The sequence below is a fragment of the Marinobacter sp. ES-1 genome (assembly GCF_000475255.1).
Classification (GTDB): domain Bacteria; phylum Pseudomonadota; class Gammaproteobacteria; order Pseudomonadales; family Oleiphilaceae; genus Marinobacter; species Marinobacter vinifirmus.
Genome location: NZ_AXBV01000022.1, coordinates 1 through 16,977 on the forward strand (window position 1 = coordinate 1; position 16,977 = coordinate 16,977).

Consider the following 16,977-nt stretch of genomic DNA (forward strand, 5'->3'; position numbering starts at 1 on the left):
CAACTCCCCCTCCTACTCGATACGCAAACGGGGTATCATTGCTTCCCATTGTCTCTGACCATTTACCGACGAGAAGACTGGAATTATGACTGAGCTGAAGAACGATCGCTTCCTGCGCGCCCTCATGCGCCAGCCCGTAGACCGCACCCCGGTGTGGATGATGCGCCAGGCCGGCCGTTACCTGCCGGAATACCGCGCAACCCGGGCCAAGGCTGGCGACTTCCTCAGCCTGTGCAAGAACACCCCGCTGGCCTGCGAAGTCACCCTGCAGCCGCTGGAGCGCTACCCGCTGGATGCCGCCATTCTGTTCTCCGACATCCTGACCATTCCTGATGCGCTGGGGCTGGGCCTGTACTTCGAAACCGGAGAAGGCCCGAAATTCCGCAAGGTGATTCGCTCTGAAGCAGACGTAGACGCGCTGCCGAAAATGAATGCCGAGTCCGACCTGGACTACGTGATGAACGCGGTCTCCACCATCCGCCGTGAACTGAACGGCCGGGTACCGCTGATCGGTTTCTCCGGCAGCCCCTGGACCCTGGCGACCTATATGATTGAAGGTGGCTCCTCGAAGACCTTCTCGGAAGCCAAGAAGCTGATGTACGGCCAGCCGGAAGTCATGCACCGCTTGCTGGACCACCTGGCGGATGCCGTTATCGATTACCTGAACGGCCAGATCAAGGCCGGCGCCCAGGCGGTGCAGATTTTCGATACCTGGGGCGGCGTGCTGAGCAGCTGGGCCTACGAAGAATTCTCCCTGCGTTACATGAGGAAAATCGTCGCCGGCCTGATCCGCGAAAGCGAAGGTCGTCGCGTGCCGGTGATTCTGTTCACCAAGAACGGCGGCCAGTGGCTGGAGTCCATCGCCGATTCCGGCTGCGATGCCGTTGGCCTGGACTGGACCACCGACATCGGCAACGCCCGCGCCCGCGTGGGTGACAAGGTTGCCTTGCAGGGCAACATGGACCCGGCCATGCTGTATGCGCCGAAAGAGCGCATCCGGCAGGAAGTGGCAGACATCCTGTCCCGCTATGGTTCCGGCTCCGGGCATATCTTCAACCTGGGGCATGGAATTACCCCGGATGTGGATCCGGAGCATGCCGGGGCGTTTATTAATGCCGTTGTCGAATTGAGTGCCGAGTATCACCGGTAAAGCCTTACTTGGGTGATTGTCTTCCCCAGCCTGCTTGGGTTGGGGGAGGCGGTCTGGTGGGGGAGCCTCCAAAAAAACGCTCCTGCGGCACATCCCTGTGGCGCTTGGGCTCCGCCATCCATGGCTCCGCACATTTTTTGGAGGCTCCCCCACCAGCCCGCTGTTCCAACTCCGTGAAATAGTCCGAGCGCCACCGCCCCCTGCTTTTCTTTGGTTTAAATCGTTTTACCTTATTTGACGCAGTCAAAGACTATTGGCGTGTTGTGCTTCTGTTTGTGTCGGGTCTATAGTCAAAACAGAGCCAACCGATCAGGAGTTTTGTCTTGGCACCGTCAAATAAAGAGAAACGTAAATTCAGCCGAATGGAGTTCGGGGCTCCCTGTGAATTGTTCTGTGAAGACCAGGTCTGGTCGTCCGAGGTACTGGATATTTCTTTCGGTGGGGTGATGGTCAGGCGCCCGGAAGGTGAGGCCTTGCCGTATAACAAGCCGTTTGAGGTGGTGATTCACGTAGACGACCATGCGACTGGCATTGTTATGGCCGTTGAGCTGAGGCACACGGATGATGAACGGCTTGGTTTTCGGTGTGATTACATAGACGCTGAAAGTACTGAAAACCTGGAGCGGTTGGTGGCCAGTAAGTTAGGGGATCTGGCTCTATTGGAGCGTGATTTCGCCAAGCTTATCGGGTAACAGGCTTTGGCTAGGTTTTGTTTGTTCATTGGACGCTAGCACTTGGTCTGGCTGGGCGGTGTGGGAGGGGCTTTCCAAAAATGTGCGGAGCCATGGATGGCGGAGCCCAAGCGCCACATGGATGTGCCGCAAGGAGCGTTTTTTGGAAAGCCCCTCCCACACCGCCCATAGCTCCACGCCAAGCAGGCTAGGGCCGGAAGTTTAGAGTTCCTCCAGAGCCGAAAGGGCATCTGATAGCTTTGTTACCGGGATGACTTTCATGCCCTCCACAGGCTTTCTCGGTGCGTTGCCTTTGGGCACCAGGGCCCGCGTAAAGCCGTGCTTGGCGGCTTCGTAGATGCGTTCCTGTCCGCTTGGCACCGGGCGGATTTCGCCGGATAAGCCGACTTCTCCGAAGATTACCAGATCCTGCGGTAAAGCCCGGTTGCGGAAGGACGACACCACCGCCGCAAGCAGCGCCAGGTCCGCACTCGTTTCGTTGACCTTTACGCCACCCACCACGTTCACGAACACATCCTGATCCGCCACATGCATCCCGCCATGGCGGTGCAGCACGGCCAGCAGCATCGCTAACCGGTTCTGGTCGGTGCCCACGGCCACTCGCCTCGGGTAGCTGCCCTGGGCCATATCCACCAGTGCCTGGATTTCCACCAGCATTGGCCTTGTGCCTTCCCAGACTACCATCACCACACTGCCCGGCGCGGCTTCTTCGCCCCGGTTTAGGAAGATGGCGCTGGGGTTTTTTACTTCCTTCAGGCCCTGTTCCAGCATGGCGAAGACGCCCAGCTCATTCACCGCACCGAAGCGGTTCTTGATGCCCCGCAGGGTGCGGTAACGGCTGTCACTGGAGCCTTCCAGCAGGATCGAGCAGTCGATCATGTGCTCCAGCACTTTCGGGCCGGCCAGGCTGCCGTCTTTGGTGACGTGGCCGACCAGCAGCAGAATCGTGCCTGTCTGCTTGGCAAAGCGGGTGAGGAACGCCGCACTCTCGCGTACCTGGGAGACCGAGCCGGGGGCGGATTCGATTTCCGCCACGTGCATCACCTGGATACTGTCGATCACCAGAATGCGGGGTTTTTCCGCTTCGGCTACCTGCAGCAGGCGCTCGACCGAGGTTTCCGAGAGCATTTTAAGGTCTTTGGTGGGCAGGCCCAGCCGCTTGGCGCGCATGGCCACCTGTTGCAGGGATTCCTCACCGGTTACGTAAAGGGCAGGGTGCTGGGCGGCGAGCTGACACACCGCCTGCAGCAGCAGGGTACTTTTACCTGCACCCGGGTGGCCGCCCATGAGTACGGCCGAGCCTTCTACCAGGCCGCCGCCCAGTACCCGGTCAAATTCCTGCATGCCGGTGCTGATGCGGGCCTGTTCAGCCAGGCTGACTTCGTCCAGGCTTTTGACGGCCGACAAGCTGCCGGCGTAGCCCTCGAACCGGGCGCTGCGAGCGCCTTTGCCCGGGCCCGATACGCCGCGCACTTCGCTGATGGTGTTCCATTCATGGCAGGCCGTGCACTGGCCCTGCCACTTGGAATAGTCTGCACCGCATTCGGTGCAGACGTAGGCAGTTTTTACCTTTGCCATCAGGCCAGCTTCTTGTACTTCATGCGCTTGGGCTGCATGGCAGAATCCCCTTTGCGCTTCTTGAAGTCAGCGTCGTATTCGGTGAAGTTACCTTCGAAGTAGACCACTTCGCCGTCGTCTTCAAACGCCAGGATGTGGGTGGCCACGCGGTCCAGGAACCAGCGGTCGTGCGAGATTACCAGGGCGGAGCCCGGGAAATTCAGCAACGCTTCTTCCAGGGCACGCAGGGTTTCCACGTCCAGGTCGTTGGTGGGTTCGTCCAGCAGCAGCACGTTGCCGCCCTGTTTCAGCAGCTTGGCCAGGTGCAGGCGGTTGCGCTCACCACCGGACAGGTCGCCCACCCGCTTCTGCTGGTCGGTGCCCTTGAAGTTGAAGCGGCCCACGTAGGCGCGGGACGGGGTCTCGTAGTTGCCTACCTTGATGATGTCCTGGCCATCCGAGAGCTCTTCCCACACGGTCTTGCTGCCGTCCAGGTCGCGCATCTGGTCCACATAGGCCAGTTCCACGGTTTCGCCCACGGTGATGGTGCCGGAGTCCGGCTTGTCCATGCCCGCGATCATCTTGAACAGGGTGGATTTACCGGCGCCGTTACCGCCGATGATGCCGACAATGGCACCGGCCGGTACGTTGAGAGAGACGTTTTCGTACAGCAGGCGGTCACCGAAGGCCTTGCTGATGCCGTCTACTTCGATCACCTTGTCGCCCAGGCGAGGTCCGGGCGGGATGTACAGTTCGTTGGTTTCGTTGCGCTTCTGGAATTCCTGGGAGCTCATTTCCTCGAAGCGGGCCATGCGGGCCTTGCTCTTGGACTGGCGGCCCTTGGCGTTGGAACGAACCCACTCCAGCTCCTGCTTGATCGCCTTCTGGTGAGCGGCCTCCTGCTTGGATTCCATCTCCAGGCGCTTCTCTTTGTTCTCCAACCACTGGCTGTAGTTGCCTTCGAACGGAATGCCCTGGCCACGGTCCAGTTCCAGGATCCAGCCGGCTACGTTGTCCAGGAAGTAACGGTCGTGGGTGATGGCGACCACTGTGCCGTCGTAATCGTGCAGGAAGCGCTCCAGCCAGGCCACGGATTCGGCATCCAGATGGTTGGTGGGCTCGTCCAGCAGCAGCATGTCCGGGCCGGACAGCAGCAGGCGGCACAGGGCCACGCGGCGACGCTCACCACCAGACAGTACTTTCACCTTCTGGTCCCAGGCCGGCAGGCGCAGGGCGTCTGCAGCGACTTCCATCTTGCGTTCGATATCGTGGCCGTCGGTGGCCTGGATGATCGCTTCCAGCTCGCCCTGTTTCTTGGCCAGCTCGTCAAAGTCGGCATCCGGCTCGGCGTAGGCGGCGTATACCTTGTCCAGTTCAGCCAGGGCGTTGTGAACATGGGCGACAGACTCGTCCACGATTTCCTTGACGGTCTTCTCTTCGTCCAGCTCCGGCTCCTGGGGCAGGTAGCCCACGTTGATACCGGGCTGCGGCCGGGCTTCGCCGATGTAGTCCTGGTCCACGCCCGCCATGATACGCAGCAGGGTAGACTTACCAGAGCCGTTCAGGCCCAGCACGCCAATCTTGGCGCCCGGGAAGAAGCTCAGGGAAATGTCTTTAAGAATCTCCCGCTTGGGCGGAACCACCTTGCCCACGCGGTTCATGCTAAATACGTACTGGGCCATCTTGGCTTAAACCTCTTTTTGCTGGGTTTTGCCACGAAATCCACGAAAGAACACGAAAATTAACTGCATAAAAGAAAAGCTTTTTATCTTTTCCTTTCGTGTCATTTAGTGGATTTCGTGGCAAATCTATCTTTCATCTTTTTTCCGTGTCCTTCCGTGGATTCCGTGGCAAAAAAGTCACTAAGGCAGGCCCACTCACAACCTGCCTGAAAACAGAACCCCGTAAGGTATCTAAACCCCAAAGGGATAGCAATTGAGCAAAAACCGGGATCACCGGTGTGCCGGTATCTGCGGACGGCATAAAGGATGATTTTCAACCCGCATTCGCGATAGAATAGCGGCCCAAAATTTCAGGGGTTACGGCATGCACAGGGGCAGCGCCGGGCCAGCATACAGACAGGGGCAGCACATCCATGTTTAATCGTGATATGAAAATCGCCGGATTCGATGACGCATTGTGGAACGCCATGCAGGCGGAAGAGAAGCGTCAGGAAGCGCACATCGAGCTGATCGCATCCGAAAACTACACCAGCCCGCGGGTGATGGAAGCCCAGGGCAGTGTGCTGACCAACAAATACGCCGAAGGCTACCCCGGCAAGCGCTACTACGGTGGTTGCGAGTTTGTCGATATTGCCGAGCAGCTGGCCATTGACCGTGCCAAGGAACTGTTTGGTGCCGCCTACGCCAACGTGCAGCCGCACTCCGGCTCCCAGGCTAACTCCGCCGTATTCATGGCACTGCTCAAGCCCGGCGACACCGTTCTGGGTATGAGCCTGGCCCACGGTGGTCATCTGACCCACGGTGCCAGCGTGAACTTCTCCGGCAAGATCTACCACGCCGTCCAGTACGGCCTGAACCCGGAAACCGGCCTGATCGATTACGACGAAGTGGAAGCCCTGGCCGTTGAGAACAAGCCGAAGATGATTATTGCCGGCTTCTCTGCCTACTCCCAGGAGCTGGACTTTGCCCGCTTCCGCGCCATCGCGGACAAAGTGGGTGCCTACCTGTTTGTAGACATGGCCCACGTGGCTGGCCTGGTTGCCGCTGGCGTGTATCCGGACCCGGTTCCCCACGCCCACGTAGTGGCGACCACTACCCACAAAACCCTGCGCGGTCCCCGTGGCGGCCTGATCCTGGCCTGCGACGACGAAGACCTGCAGAAGAAACTGAACTCCGCCGTCTTCCCTGGCGGTCAGGGCGGCCCGCTGATGCACGTAATCGCGGCCAAGGCTGTGTGCTTCAAGGAAGCCATGAGCGACGAGTTCAAGGCCTACCAGCAGCAGGTTGTGAAGAACGCTGCCGCCATGGCCGAAGTGTTCATCGAGCGCGGCTTTGACGTGGTTTCCGGCGGCACCAAAAACCACCTGTTCCTGGTCAGCCTGATCAAGCAGGATATCACCGGTAAAGATGCCGACGCCGCCCTGGGCCGCGCCCACATCACCGTGAACAAGAACGCCGTTCCGAACGATCCGCGTTCGCCGTTCGTGACCTCCGGCCTGCGTATCGGTACCCCGGCGGTGACCACTCGCGGCTTTGGTGAGCAGGAATGCCGTGACCTGGCTGGCTGGATGTGCGACATCCTCGACAACCTTGAAGACGACGCCGTCATCAGCCGCGTACGTGAACAGGTTGAAGCGGTGTGTGCCCGCTTCCCGGTTTACGGCTGAAACGCACGGTAATGTGCCTGCCCGGGTGCTCCGCAAGGACCACCCGGGTTCTTCCTTTCCGGAGCCTGTGAATTATGCATTGTCCTTTCTGTGGTGAAGCCGATACCAAGGTGATTGATTCACGTCTGGTGGCCGAGGGCGACCAGGTGCGCCGCCGCAGGGAGTGCTTGTCCTGCCACGAGCGTTTTACCACCTTTGAAACCGCCGAACTGGTGATGCCCCGGGTGGTCAAGCAGGACGGCACCCGTCAGCCCTTTGATGAAGAAAAGCTGCGGGCAGGGCTGATGAAGGCACTGGAAAAACGGCCGGTGAGCATCGAGCAGATCGATGCCGCCCTGAACCGGATCAAATACCGCCTGAGAGCCACCGGCGAGCGTGAAGTAAAATCCATGCAGCTGGGCGAAGAGGTAATGACTGAACTGCGCCAGCTCGACAAAGTGGCCTACGTTCGCTTTGCCTCGGTGTATCGCAGCTTTCAGGACATCAACGAGTTCAAGGAAGAAATCGAGCGCTTGTCTCAGGGTAATAGCGATGCCGCCGTGGATGTTGCCCGTGTGCTGGCGGATAACCAGTCAGACAAAGGCAAAGAATGATTTCAGACCGTGACCGGGCAATGATGGCCCGGGCCATCCAGCTGGCCTGGCGCGGCCGTTATTCCACCCATCCGAACCCCAGGGTTGGCTGCGTGATCGCCAGGGGTAACCGGATTGTTGGTGAAGGCTGGCACGAGCGAGCCGGCGAGGCCCATGCGGAAGTGCGGGCCCTGAGCCAGGCCGGGTATGAAGCCCGGGGCGCTACGGCCTACGTTACCCTGGAGCCCTGCAGCCACTACGGCCGCACGCCGCCCTGTGCGAAGGCGCTGATAGAGGCCGGAGTTGCCCAGGTGTTTGCGGCAACGACAGACCCCAATCCCTCGGTGTCTGGCCGGGGGCTGGATATGCTGCGGGACGCCGGTATCCGGGTGACTGAAGGCCTGATGGGGGGTGAAGCCGCCCGCCTGAATCCGGGTTTCATGAAACGCATGCGCACCGGACGGCCCTGGGTACGGCTGAAAATGGCCGCGAGCCTGGATGGCCGCACCGCCATGGCTTCCGGTGAAAGCCAGTGGATTACCGGGCCCGAGGCACGGCAAGACGTGCAAAGGCTGCGGGCCGTGAGTGATGCTATTCTGACAGGTGTCGGTACGGTTTTGGCCGACGACCCGTCCCTGACCGTGCGCCGGGACGAAATGGGCGATACCGGCGATGCCACCGATCCGTCGCGCCAGCCGCTTCGGGTGATTGCAGACCGTGATGCCCGCACACCGGCCACAGCCCGGATTCTGCGGGGGGGTAACGTGCAGGTGTTCTGTGCCAGCTCCACCCTGGCCACCGGCCCGGCGCAGGATTTGGCGGCACTGGGTGTTCGCCTCACCGGCGTGGCCTGGAAAGACAACGGCGTGGATGTCTCCGAGTTGCTGGATGCCCTGGGTGAGCTGGGCATCAACGAATTACTGGTAGAGGCCGGCCCGACACTGGCAGGCACCTTTATCAACGAGAACCTGGTAGACGAACTCTGGCTCTACCAGGCACCGGTTTTTCTGGGCAGTACCGGGCGCCCGACCGCCCACCTGCCCATCGAAGTCATGGCAGACAAAGTGCAATGGAAGGTGCTGGATCGCCGCCAGGTAGGAGAGGATCAGCGATTGATCCTGGCCCGCCACTAAACATTCAATTCATTCCTCCGGGCCTTCAATGGTGAGGGCAGGGGTGACAGGGTGCGGAACCGTATGGCACTGAACAGTATTGAAGAAATTATCGAAGATATCCGTCAGGGCAAGATGGTTATCCTGATGGACGACGAGGATCGCGAAAACGAAGGCGACCTGGTAATGGCAGCAGAACACTGCACGCCGGAAGCCATCAACTTTATGGCGAGGTTCGGCCGCGGCCTGATCTGCATGCCCATGACCCGGCAGCGTTGCGAACAGCTGGGCCTGCCGCTGATGGTTCAGCAGAACGCCTCCGGCTTCGGCACCAAGTTCACGCTGTCTATCGAAGCCCGTGAAGGCGTCACCACCGGCATCTCGGCCGCTGACCGCGCCCGCACCGTACAGGCTGCCGTAGCGCGCGATGCCAAGGCGTCTGACCTGGTTCAGCCGGGCCATATCTTCCCGCTGATGTCCGATCCCGGCGGTGTATTGAGCCGTGCCGGCCACACCGAAGCCTCCTGTGACCTGGCTGCGCTGGCCGGTTGCGAACCGGCGGGTGTGATCTGCGAGATCATGAATGACGATGGGTCCATGGCCCGCCGTGAAGACCTGGAACGCTTTGCCGAAGAGCACGGCCTTAAGGTCGGCACCATCGCAGACCTGATCCACTACCGCACCATGAACGAGAAAACCGTGGAGTGTGTGGAAGAGCACGAGCTGGATACCGAATATGGCGTGTTCAAGTTGCGCACCTACCGGGACAATGTTCAGGGTGCCACCCACCTGGCCATGGTGATGGGCGACATCAGCCCGGATGAGCCGGTGTTTGTGCGGGTGCATATTACCGACACCCTGCGCGACCTGCTGGGTGCCCGGCGCAAGGATTCCCGCAGCTGGCCGCTGCACCATGCCCTTGAAAAAGTGGCCACTGAAGGGCGCGGCGTGGTGGTTCTGCTCAACAGTGCGGAAGACACCTACAACCTGGAAGACCGTATCCAGGAATTCTACGACCAGGGCCCGAAGTCAGCAGGCAAGGGCAGCTCCGGTGTGTACTTTACCGTGGGTACCGGTTCCCAGATTTTGCGCGACATCGGCGTGGGCAAAATGCGTCTGCTGAGCCCGCCTGTGAAATTCTCCGCCATCTCCGGTTTCGACCTGGAAGTGGTGGAATACGTACCCTATACCCACGAATGATCAACCCGGCTGCCGCCCTGATTCCGGCAGCCCGCGAAGGAGCCCGAGATGGCAGATATCAAAGTAATTGAAGGTGATTTTACCCAGTGCAGCGGCCGTTACGCGCTGGTGGTTGGCCGGTTTAACGGCTTTGTTGTAGAAAGCCTGGTGGAAGGTGCGGTAGATACCCTGCGCCGCCACGGTATTGCCGATGACGACATCACCATTATCCGCGTACCGGGTGCCTACGAAATGCCGCTGGCGGTCAAGCGTGTGGCGGAAACCTCCGACTACGACGCCATCATCGCCCTGGGCGCAGTGATTCGTGGTGGTACTCCACACTTTGAATACGTAGCCGGTGAAGCCTCCAGTGGCCTGGGCGCTGTCAGCCTGGAAACCGACGTGCCGGTCACCTTCGGTGTACTGACCGTGGACTCCATCGAGCAGGCCATCGAGCGCTCCGGCACCAAGGCCGGTAACAAAGGTGCGGAAGCTGCGATTACTGCCCTGGAAATGGTCAGTCTGTTCAAAAAGTTGGGTGAGTAATGAGCGAAGCGGGTGATACCTCTCCCCAACCGGGGAAAACCAGCCAGCCAAAAGCTGGCGACCGCCGCCGGGCACGGGCCCTTGCTATGCAGGGCCTGTATCAGCGGCACTTCAGCAAGTCTCCGATCTCTGATATTGAAGCCGAGTTCATGGTTGATAACGACATGAGCAAGGTGGATATCATGTACTTCCGCGACCTGCTGCGGGGCGTACACCGGGAGCAGGCCGAACTGGACAGGCTGATCGAGCCATTCCTCGACCGTCCCCTGAAAGAGGTGGACCCGGTTGAACTGGCCATCGTGCGCCTGGGTGCCTACGAGCTGAAATGCCGTATCGATGTGCCCTATAAAGTGGTGATCAACGAAGGTATCGAAATGGCCAAGCGCTTTGGCGGTACTGAAGGCCACAAGTTCGTGAACAGTGTGCTGGACAAACTGAGCCGCCGCCTGCGGCTGGCCGAAACCCGTCCACGCTGATTCATGGGTGAATTCGAGCTGATCCGGCAGTACTTCCAGCCGCTGGCAAGCAACGCCAGGAACGATCAGCTTGTGCTTGGCCCCGGAGATGACTGCGCCATCCAGCGGGTGCCGCCGGGCCGGGACCTGGTGTTTTCAGTGGATACCCTGGTAGAGGGTGTCCACTTTCCCCCTCACTATGCTCCTTCCCACCTTGGGTGGCGGGCACTGGCAGTAGCCGTCAGTGACCTGGCGGCCATGGGTGCCGAGCCTGTCTGCTTTACCCTGGCCCTGAGCCTGCCAGAAGCAGATTCCGCCTGGTTGGCGGGCTTTGCCGAAGGGCTGTCCCGGGCCAGCCAGGCGTTCGGTATTACCCTGGCCGGCGGTGACACCACCCGAGGCCCGTTAACGATCATTATCCAGGTTCATGGCACCGTAAGGGCCGGCCAGGCTTTGTTGCGCTCCGGCGCCCGAGAGGGTGACCGGGTATGCGTAACCGGCCCGCTGGGCAACGCCGGTGCTGCGCTGGACTACCTTGAGGATCCGGAACCGGGCGCACGGCAAAGGGCCCTGCTGGCCAGCTACCATAGCCCGCAACCTCAACTGAAACTCGGGGCAAGCCTGGCCGGTAAGGCCAGCGCAGCTATCGATATTTCTGACGGCCTGCTGGCAGACTTACAGCACATTCTGGAGGCGTCTGGTGTGGGCGCCGAACTGGATGTGGCCAGCATTCCGATGTCGGAAGAGCTCAGGCAGTTGCAGGGAGCGCGGGCGCTGGACCTGGCCCTGACCGCCGGTGACGACTACCAGCTGTGCCTGACCATCGCCCCGGAAGCACTGGCCGCGCTGCCTGCGCCAGTCCGTGAACAACTGACGGTGATCGGCCGGATTGTGCCGGAGCCGCGGCTGACGTTAGCAGGCGCGCCCGCCGGCTATCAAACCCAGGGATATGACCATTTCGGGAGGTCTGATTGACAGACGATAACTTGATGCATGAGCCGGATGCTCCTGCCGCCATCCTGCCGCCGGGCTTTTTGCGCCATCCGGTGCATTTCCTGGCCTTCGGCTTTGGCAGTGGTGCTGCGCCGAAAGCACCTGGCACCTGGGGTAGCCTGGCCGCTATTCCTGTGTGGTATGCCTTCGCCTGGTTGCCACCGATGGCCTACTGGCTGGTGGTATTGGCTGCATTTCTGGCGGGGATCTGGTTGTGCGGTAAAACCGCCGACGACCTGAAAGTGCACGACCACGGTGGCATTGTATGGGACGAGTTTGTGGGCATGTGGATTGCCCTGGGGCTGTTCCCGGACCAGATTTACGGCGTGCTGATGGCGTTCATGCTGTTCCGCTTCTTTGATGTGCTCAAGCCCTGGCCTATAAACTGGCTGGATGCCCGGCTACCCGGCGGGCTGGGAATTATGGTGGATGACGTCGTCGCAGGCATCATGGCGCTGGCCTGCCTGTGGGGAATCGACACCTGGGTGATGCCCTATATCGTCTAACGGTGCTGTTCAGTGCAGCTGCGGCTCGTCTGGCAGCATACGCACCACGTGCAGGAACCGCTTCAGCCCGATTTCCGCTCGCTCACGGGTGGCGAAGGGGCCGCTGTCAAAGCCTTCCCGGGTGGTGAAATACCACTTGCTGCCAACACAGAAAAATCGGCTGCTGCGAAAGGGTGGTGGTCCGTCTTCTCCGGTTCTTCGCTGGGTGTCCATGGTAACCTCCCGAGCTTTGATTGCGCAGTTTAAGGTTTGACGTTCTTGCCCTGAGCCCCGAGTATGTTCAGAATGCTTGGCAGTTGTCAGTCACGTGTCCTGGCCCACTGAAGGGCCGTCCTATGGAAAAGGAGCTAAATGAGTATGTGTCACGTTCGCGGGTTTTTCAAGCTGGTGGTTTTAATGCTCAGCGTCACCCTGGTGGGCTGTGCTTCCTCCCTTGCGCGCATTGATACCTGGCAGGGTGATCCCGCCGAAGCTGCAGATGCTGCGGTGCTGAAGTCGCCCGGAGAAATCACCGTTGTGCAGGTGAACGGTCGCGAAATGACCAACTTTCTGATGGACGACCTGGCGCTGGATTACGGCTTGCTGCCGGGCCAGAATCAGGTGGTGTTTACCTATAAAACCATCTGGGCCAAGGCCGGCGTGGTTGATAACGGCGAGTCCAAGGTGCACATCGTTGAAAGCAAGCCGCAGCAGGTGAGCTTTAATGCGGTAGCCGGCGAAGAATATCGGTTCAGTTTCACCAGGCCGTCCAGTCGCCAGGAAGCCGAGACGCTGATGGAAGACTTCTCAGCCGATCTGGTGAATCGCAGCGGCGAAGTGGTTGCCAGTTCAGGCGAGTGGGATGCGCAGGCCGCACGCAAGGCTGCCCGCACCCCGGTTCCGGCGGGTAGTGGCGTGAGCGGTGATGCGCAATCCGGATCAACGCTGGACCGGATGAAGGCCCTGTGGGGCGACGCCACTGAAGAAGAAAAGCGTGAGTTCCTGCGCTGGGCGTTCGAATAAGTTCGCAAAAGGCCGGGCACAGTTCCCGGCCTTTTCACTTAGCGTTTGAAGCGCTTCAGACCATTCTTCAGAAAACCTTCCATGTAGTTCATCAGTTCGTCAGTCAGGCTCTGGCTGCCGCTCGCCGGCAACTCGTTACCTTCATCCGGGCCCAGTGAGGCGACCGCCTCTTCTATGCTGGCCAGGCTTTCCTCGGTTAACGCTTTAAATGCATCGCCATCCGCCACCACATCCGGGCACAGGGTGAAGTTGAGGGTCAGCTGGCCCTGATAGCTCACCGCAACAATTACCAGCCCCATGCTGTCGAACAGCGGTGCACTGTTGAACTGCTGTACCAGCCTGGCGCCTTGCAGGAACAGTGGCACCTGTGGGCCAGGTACATTGGTAATGGGCAGGTTGAACAGGGGCTGGTAGCGCTGGGCCACCTGCAGTTCCGAATACAGCCGGGCCGAGAGCGCCAGCAGGGTAGAGGGCAGCAGTTCGGTGAGCCGGTCGGCGGCAATGGCTTCGCGGTAGGGTTCCGAATCCACCGCGTTGCGATGAATGCGGCGAATCCGCGCGGCCGGGTTGGGCTCGGTGGTGGCCAGGTCCAGCAGCATGGCAGACATCTGGTTGCCGGTAGCCCGTCGCAGACTGCTGGAGCGCACGGAGATGGGTGTCATGGCGACCAGTGAGCGGTCGGTGCCGTTATCCTGCACAAGCAGGTAGCGGCGCAGGATTTCGGCACACAGGCCCAGAACCACATCGTTCAGGGTTACGTCAGCCAGGCTGGATTTGATGGCTTTCAGCCGGGACAGACTTACCTGGGTGGAAACCAGCCGCCGGTTGGCGGTGATCTGCCGGTTAAACGGGCTGTGGGGTGCGGTGAACAGGGGTAGCGGCAAGGGCAGCTTGCGAAGCTGCCGGTGGACGAGCCCGCGAGCGGTGACTTCGGCGGCATTGTAAGCCAGCGAGGCAAACTGCATCGGGGTTTTCAGCATATTGGCGCCGGCCTGCAGAAACACCCGTTCTTCAGACGGTTCCGGCCGGGGCAGCCAGGGCCGGGGCTGGGGAATGGCACGCGGCTCTGGCGTGTATTCCAGCAGCTTACCCATGATTTCCTCGCCACTGAAGGCATCGATAGCCGCGTGGTGCAGCTTTACGATCAGGGCAAAGCCTTCTTTCTCGCCTTCCCGGTCGTCCAGCTTGAAGCCATCCACGAAGGTGATGTGCCACAGCGGACGGTCCCGTTTCAGGGGTTCTTCCAGGATTTTGGAGGCCAGCGACATCAGGCTCGACTGCTTGCCGTGTTCGCCCAGGTTCACATAGGCCAGGTGCCGCTCGATGCTGAAATCCGGGTCATCAATCCAGTAGGGGCGCCCCAGGCGCAGGGGGATTTCCTTGAGCTTCTGCCGGAACAGGGGAACCACGTGCAGGCGGCTGCGCAGATACGCGACAAAGGTGCTGAATGCCAGGGGGTATTGCAGGTCGCTGGCGTCGAACAGATACACGCCGCCAATATGCATGGGCGTGGTTTCCGACTCCAGGTACAGGAACGAGGCATCCAGTTCCGACAGCTGACGCATTGAGCGCACTCCCTTGTGTGTCACTTTTAACGATACGGGTGGCCGAGTATATCGCAAACACCCGGGCTGCCGGTTGGCCTGGCTGCCCGGTATTTATTCCGGCTGAAGCCAGTTCTGGATGCCGTTGTCATTGCCCAGGTAATCCCAGAACCACATCAGGGCCTTGCCCTTGTCTTCGCTGTGCCGAGCCAGGTGGATGGCAATGGCCGGCCTTGGTTCGTGCACTTCCCTGGCAACCAGAGAACCACGGGCGAGCTGCTCCCGGATGCGGGGTACTGGCAGCCAGCCAACGCCGAGCCCGGCCTCCTGAACGGCAATTTTCTGATCAATATTACTGACCGTAAGCGTTCGCTGCCTGCGGAAAATACCCGCATGGCCGGGTGGTAGTGAGCGGGAAGTATCCGCCGCAACGGCGGCCGGATAGGGTGCAATATCCGCCTCCGCCAGAGGCTCTTTCGCGTTTGCCAGCGGATGGTTGGCGGCCACCGCAAACACAAACGGCACCTCGCCCAGCGCCTTGGTAGTAAAACTGCCGGCCGGCTTGCTGAGCTGGTCTGCACCCACAATCATATCCACGCGCCGGCTTTGCAGGGCATCCCAGGCACCGGCGAAAACCTCTTCCACAATCTGCACATCCACCGGCACCCCGAGCTGGTAAAACGCCTCAATGGCGGGAAGCAGGCAGTCTGCCGGCATCAGCGAGTTAAACCCGATCCGCAACCGCGTTTCCCAGCCTTCCGCCACCTGGCGGGTGGAGTGGGCCAGGTTCTCCGCCGCCTCAAGCAAAGACCGTCCTTCCTCCAGCAGGTAACGCCCTGCCGGAGTCAGCACGGCTTTGTGGCCGCTACGGTCAAAGATACTGACGTTGAGATCTTCTTCGAGCTTCTGAACCGTGTAACTGATGGCCGAAGGCACCCGGAACAACTCCCCCGCCGCCCCGGCAAAACTGCCCTTGCGGTCAATGGCGTCCAGTACTTTAAGTGCGTCTATGGTGATGGCTGTATGCATGTTCGAATTATCTGAAAGTGTTTGCCAGAAATGCTTGCTATCAGCGTAGCAGGGCAGGGGTTAGTCTGTCGTCAGGTTGTAAAAATTCTTTGCCACGGAATCCACGGAAGGACACGGAAAAATAAAGACCTAAAGATTTTTTTGCCACGAAATCCACGAAAAAACACGAACAAAGATTACTGACTAAAAACCTAAAATATCTTTGTCTTTAATTTCGTGTTCTTTAGTGGATTTCGTGGCAAATCATTTTTCTTTTTTCCGTGTCCTTCCGTGGATTCCGTGGCCAAAAACAAGGAGTCCCACATGGGCTTACTAGTAGATGGTAAATGGCACGACCAGTGGTACGACACCGACAAAACCGGCGGCAAGTTTGAGCGTGAAGCCGCCCGCTTCCGTAACTGGGTAACACCAGACGGCTCCGCCGGGCCTGCGGGTGAGGGCGGTTTCGCGGCGGAAAGCGGCCGTTATCACCTGTACGTATCCATGGCCTGCCCCTGGGCGCACCGGACCTTGATCTTCCGCAAACTCAAGGGCCTGGAGCCGCACATCGGTGTGTCTGTGGTACACCCGGATATGGTCGAGAACGGCTGGGAGTTCCGGCCCGGGGATGCGGAGCATCAGGACCATCTGTACAACTCAGAGTTCATGCATCAGGTATACACCCGCGCGGCGGCGGATTATTCAGGGCGGGTAACCGTTCCTGTATTGTGGGACAAGCAGCAGGAAACCATCGTCAGCAATGAATCCGCTGATATCATTCGCATGTTCAATTCGGCGTTTAATGAACTGGATGGCGTAAACGCGGATCTGGACCTGTACCCGGAAAGTCTGCGCAGTGAAATCGAGGCAGTAAACGAGCGGGTATACGACACAGTCAACAACGGCGTATACAAGGCCGGTTTTGCCACCGCCCAGGACAAATACGAAGAGGCCTACAAGGCGCTGTTTGAATCACTGGACTGGCTGGAAGCGAAACTGGAGAGCCAGCGCTATGTCACTGGCAGCCAGATCACCGAAGCCGACTGGCGCTTGTTCACCACGCTGATACGGTTTGATGTGGTGTATTACAGCCACTTCAAATGCAATCGCCAGCAGATCCGGGATTATCCGAACCTGTCCGGTTATTTGCGGGAGCTGTATCAGGTGCCGGGCGTGGCAGAGACGGTGGATATTCGCCAGATCAAGCAGCACTACTACGTGAGCCAGCGCACCATCAACCCCACCCAGATCGTGCCGGTGGGGCCGGAGCTGGATTTTGATGCGCCTCACGGGCGAGGGCACCTCGGCTGAT

Annotated in this window: 17 protein-coding genes; 12 read left to right on the plus strand and 5 right to left on the minus strand. The window is 59.8% G+C overall.

All coding sequences use genetic code 11. The features are described 5' to 3' along the window. Positions 1-85: 85 nt before the first annotated feature. Both hemE and Q668_RS01085 read left to right on the plus strand, forming a co-directional pair. Positions 86-1,150 carry a uroporphyrinogen decarboxylase gene (gene hemE, locus Q668_RS01080; RefSeq protein ID WP_022987735.1) on the plus strand — a complete coding sequence of 355 codons (1,065 nt, stop codon included), beginning with the start codon at positions 86-88 and terminating at the stop codon, positions 1,148-1,150. A gap of 323 nt (positions 1,151-1,473) precedes the next feature. After that, a complete protein-coding gene (locus Q668_RS01085) occupies positions 1,474-1,842 on the plus strand; it encodes a PilZ domain-containing protein (RefSeq protein WP_022987736.1) in 369 nt (122 codons plus the stop codon). 201 nt (positions 1,843-2,043) lie between these two features. Here the strand turns inward: Q668_RS01085 and radA are convergent, their stop codons facing one another. Next, positions 2,044-3,420, minus strand: a complete 1,377-nt coding sequence (gene radA / locus Q668_RS01090) for a DNA repair protein RadA (RefSeq protein ID WP_022987737.1) — start codon at positions 3,418-3,420, stop codon at positions 2,044-2,046. Beyond that, the gene (ettA, locus tag Q668_RS01095) at positions 3,420-5,081 is read right to left on the minus strand and encodes an energy-dependent translational throttle protein EttA (protein ID WP_022987738.1); all 1,662 of its coding nucleotides are present in this window, start codon (positions 5,079-5,081) and stop codon (positions 3,420-3,422) included. The genes radA and ettA overlap by 1 nt, the downstream gene beginning before the upstream one ends. A 413-nt stretch (positions 5,082-5,494) precedes the next feature. Between ettA and glyA the strand changes: the two genes are divergently transcribed. The 8 genes from glyA to Q668_RS01135 all read left to right on the plus strand — a co-directional run bounded on the left by glyA (position 5,495) and on the right by Q668_RS01135 (position 12,111). Beyond that, positions 5,495-6,748, plus strand: a complete 1,254-nt coding sequence (glyA, locus tag Q668_RS01100; RefSeq protein WP_022987739.1) for a serine hydroxymethyltransferase — start codon at positions 5,495-5,497, stop codon at positions 6,746-6,748. Positions 6,749-6,822: 74 nt separating this feature from the next. Continuing rightward, positions 6,823-7,341 carry a transcriptional regulator NrdR gene (nrdR, locus tag Q668_RS01105; RefSeq protein ID WP_022987740.1) on the plus strand — a complete coding sequence of 173 codons (519 nt, stop codon included), beginning with the start codon at positions 6,823-6,825 and terminating at the stop codon, positions 7,339-7,341. Next, entirely contained in the window at positions 7,338-8,453 is a 1,116-nt protein-coding gene (gene ribD, locus Q668_RS01110) for a bifunctional diaminohydroxyphosphoribosylaminopyrimidine deaminase/5-amino-6-(5-phosphoribosylamino)uracil reductase RibD (protein ID WP_022987741.1), read from the plus strand. The genes nrdR and ribD overlap by 4 nt, the downstream gene beginning before the upstream one ends. A gap of 63 nt (positions 8,454-8,516) precedes the next feature. Next, positions 8,517-9,632: a bifunctional 3,4-dihydroxy-2-butanone-4-phosphate synthase/GTP cyclohydrolase II gene (gene ribBA, locus Q668_RS01115; protein ID WP_022987742.1), complete on the plus strand. Its 1,116-nt coding sequence runs from the start codon at positions 8,517-8,519 to the stop codon at positions 9,630-9,632. Positions 9,633-9,680: 48 nt separating this feature from the next. Continuing rightward, positions 9,681-10,157: a 6,7-dimethyl-8-ribityllumazine synthase gene (ribE, locus tag Q668_RS01120; RefSeq protein ID WP_022987743.1), complete on the plus strand. Its 477-nt coding sequence runs from the start codon at positions 9,681-9,683 to the stop codon at positions 10,155-10,157. Continuing rightward, entirely contained in the window at positions 10,157-10,633 is a 477-nt protein-coding gene (gene nusB, locus Q668_RS01125; RefSeq protein ID WP_022987744.1) for a transcription antitermination factor NusB, read from the plus strand. Before ribE ends, nusB begins: the two co-directional genes overlap by 1 nt. A gap of 3 nt (positions 10,634-10,636) precedes the next feature. After that, positions 10,637-11,587: a thiamine-phosphate kinase gene (gene thiL / locus Q668_RS01130; protein ID WP_022987745.1), complete on the plus strand. Its 951-nt coding sequence runs from the start codon at positions 10,637-10,639 to the stop codon at positions 11,585-11,587. Between the two features lie 14 nt (positions 11,588-11,601). Continuing rightward, the gene (locus Q668_RS01135; RefSeq protein ID WP_022987746.1) at positions 11,602-12,111 is read left to right on the plus strand and encodes a phosphatidylglycerophosphatase A; all 510 of its coding nucleotides are present in this window, start codon (positions 11,602-11,604) and stop codon (positions 12,109-12,111) included. A gap of 9 nt (positions 12,112-12,120) precedes the next feature. Here the strand turns inward: Q668_RS01135 and Q668_RS01140 are convergent, their stop codons facing one another. Further along, positions 12,121-12,324 carry a DUF6316 family protein gene (locus tag Q668_RS01140; protein WP_022987747.1) on the minus strand — a complete coding sequence of 68 codons (204 nt, stop codon included), beginning with the start codon at positions 12,322-12,324 and terminating at the stop codon, positions 12,121-12,123. A 138-nt stretch (positions 12,325-12,462) separates the two neighbouring features. Here Q668_RS01140 and Q668_RS01145 point away from each other — a divergent pair, with 138 nt between their 5' ends. Further along, on the plus strand, positions 12,463-13,113 hold the full coding sequence (locus tag Q668_RS01145; protein WP_036218822.1) for a DUF2057 family protein: 651 nt from the start codon (positions 12,463-12,465) through the stop codon (positions 13,111-13,113). A 38-nt stretch (positions 13,114-13,151) separates the two neighbouring features. Here the strand turns inward: Q668_RS01145 and Q668_RS01150 are convergent, their stop codons facing one another. Together Q668_RS01150 and Q668_RS01155 are read right to left on the minus strand one after the other, a co-directional pair. After that, the gene (locus tag Q668_RS01150) at positions 13,152-14,678 is read right to left on the minus strand and encodes a WS/DGAT/MGAT family O-acyltransferase (RefSeq protein ID WP_022987749.1); all 1,527 of its coding nucleotides are present in this window, start codon (positions 14,676-14,678) and stop codon (positions 13,152-13,154) included. A gap of 93 nt (positions 14,679-14,771) precedes the next feature. Next, positions 14,772-15,686, minus strand: coding sequence for a LysR substrate-binding domain-containing protein (locus Q668_RS01155; protein ID WP_022987750.1), 915 nt, complete (start codon positions 15,684-15,686; stop codon positions 14,772-14,774). 303 nt (positions 15,687-15,989) lie between these two features. On the opposite strand from Q668_RS01155, the gene Q668_RS01160 reads away from it, so the two are divergent. Then, positions 15,990-16,976, plus strand: coding sequence for a glutathione S-transferase family protein (locus Q668_RS01160; protein ID WP_022987751.1), 987 nt, complete (start codon positions 15,990-15,992; stop codon positions 16,974-16,976). Position 16,977 lies beyond the last annotated feature (1 nt).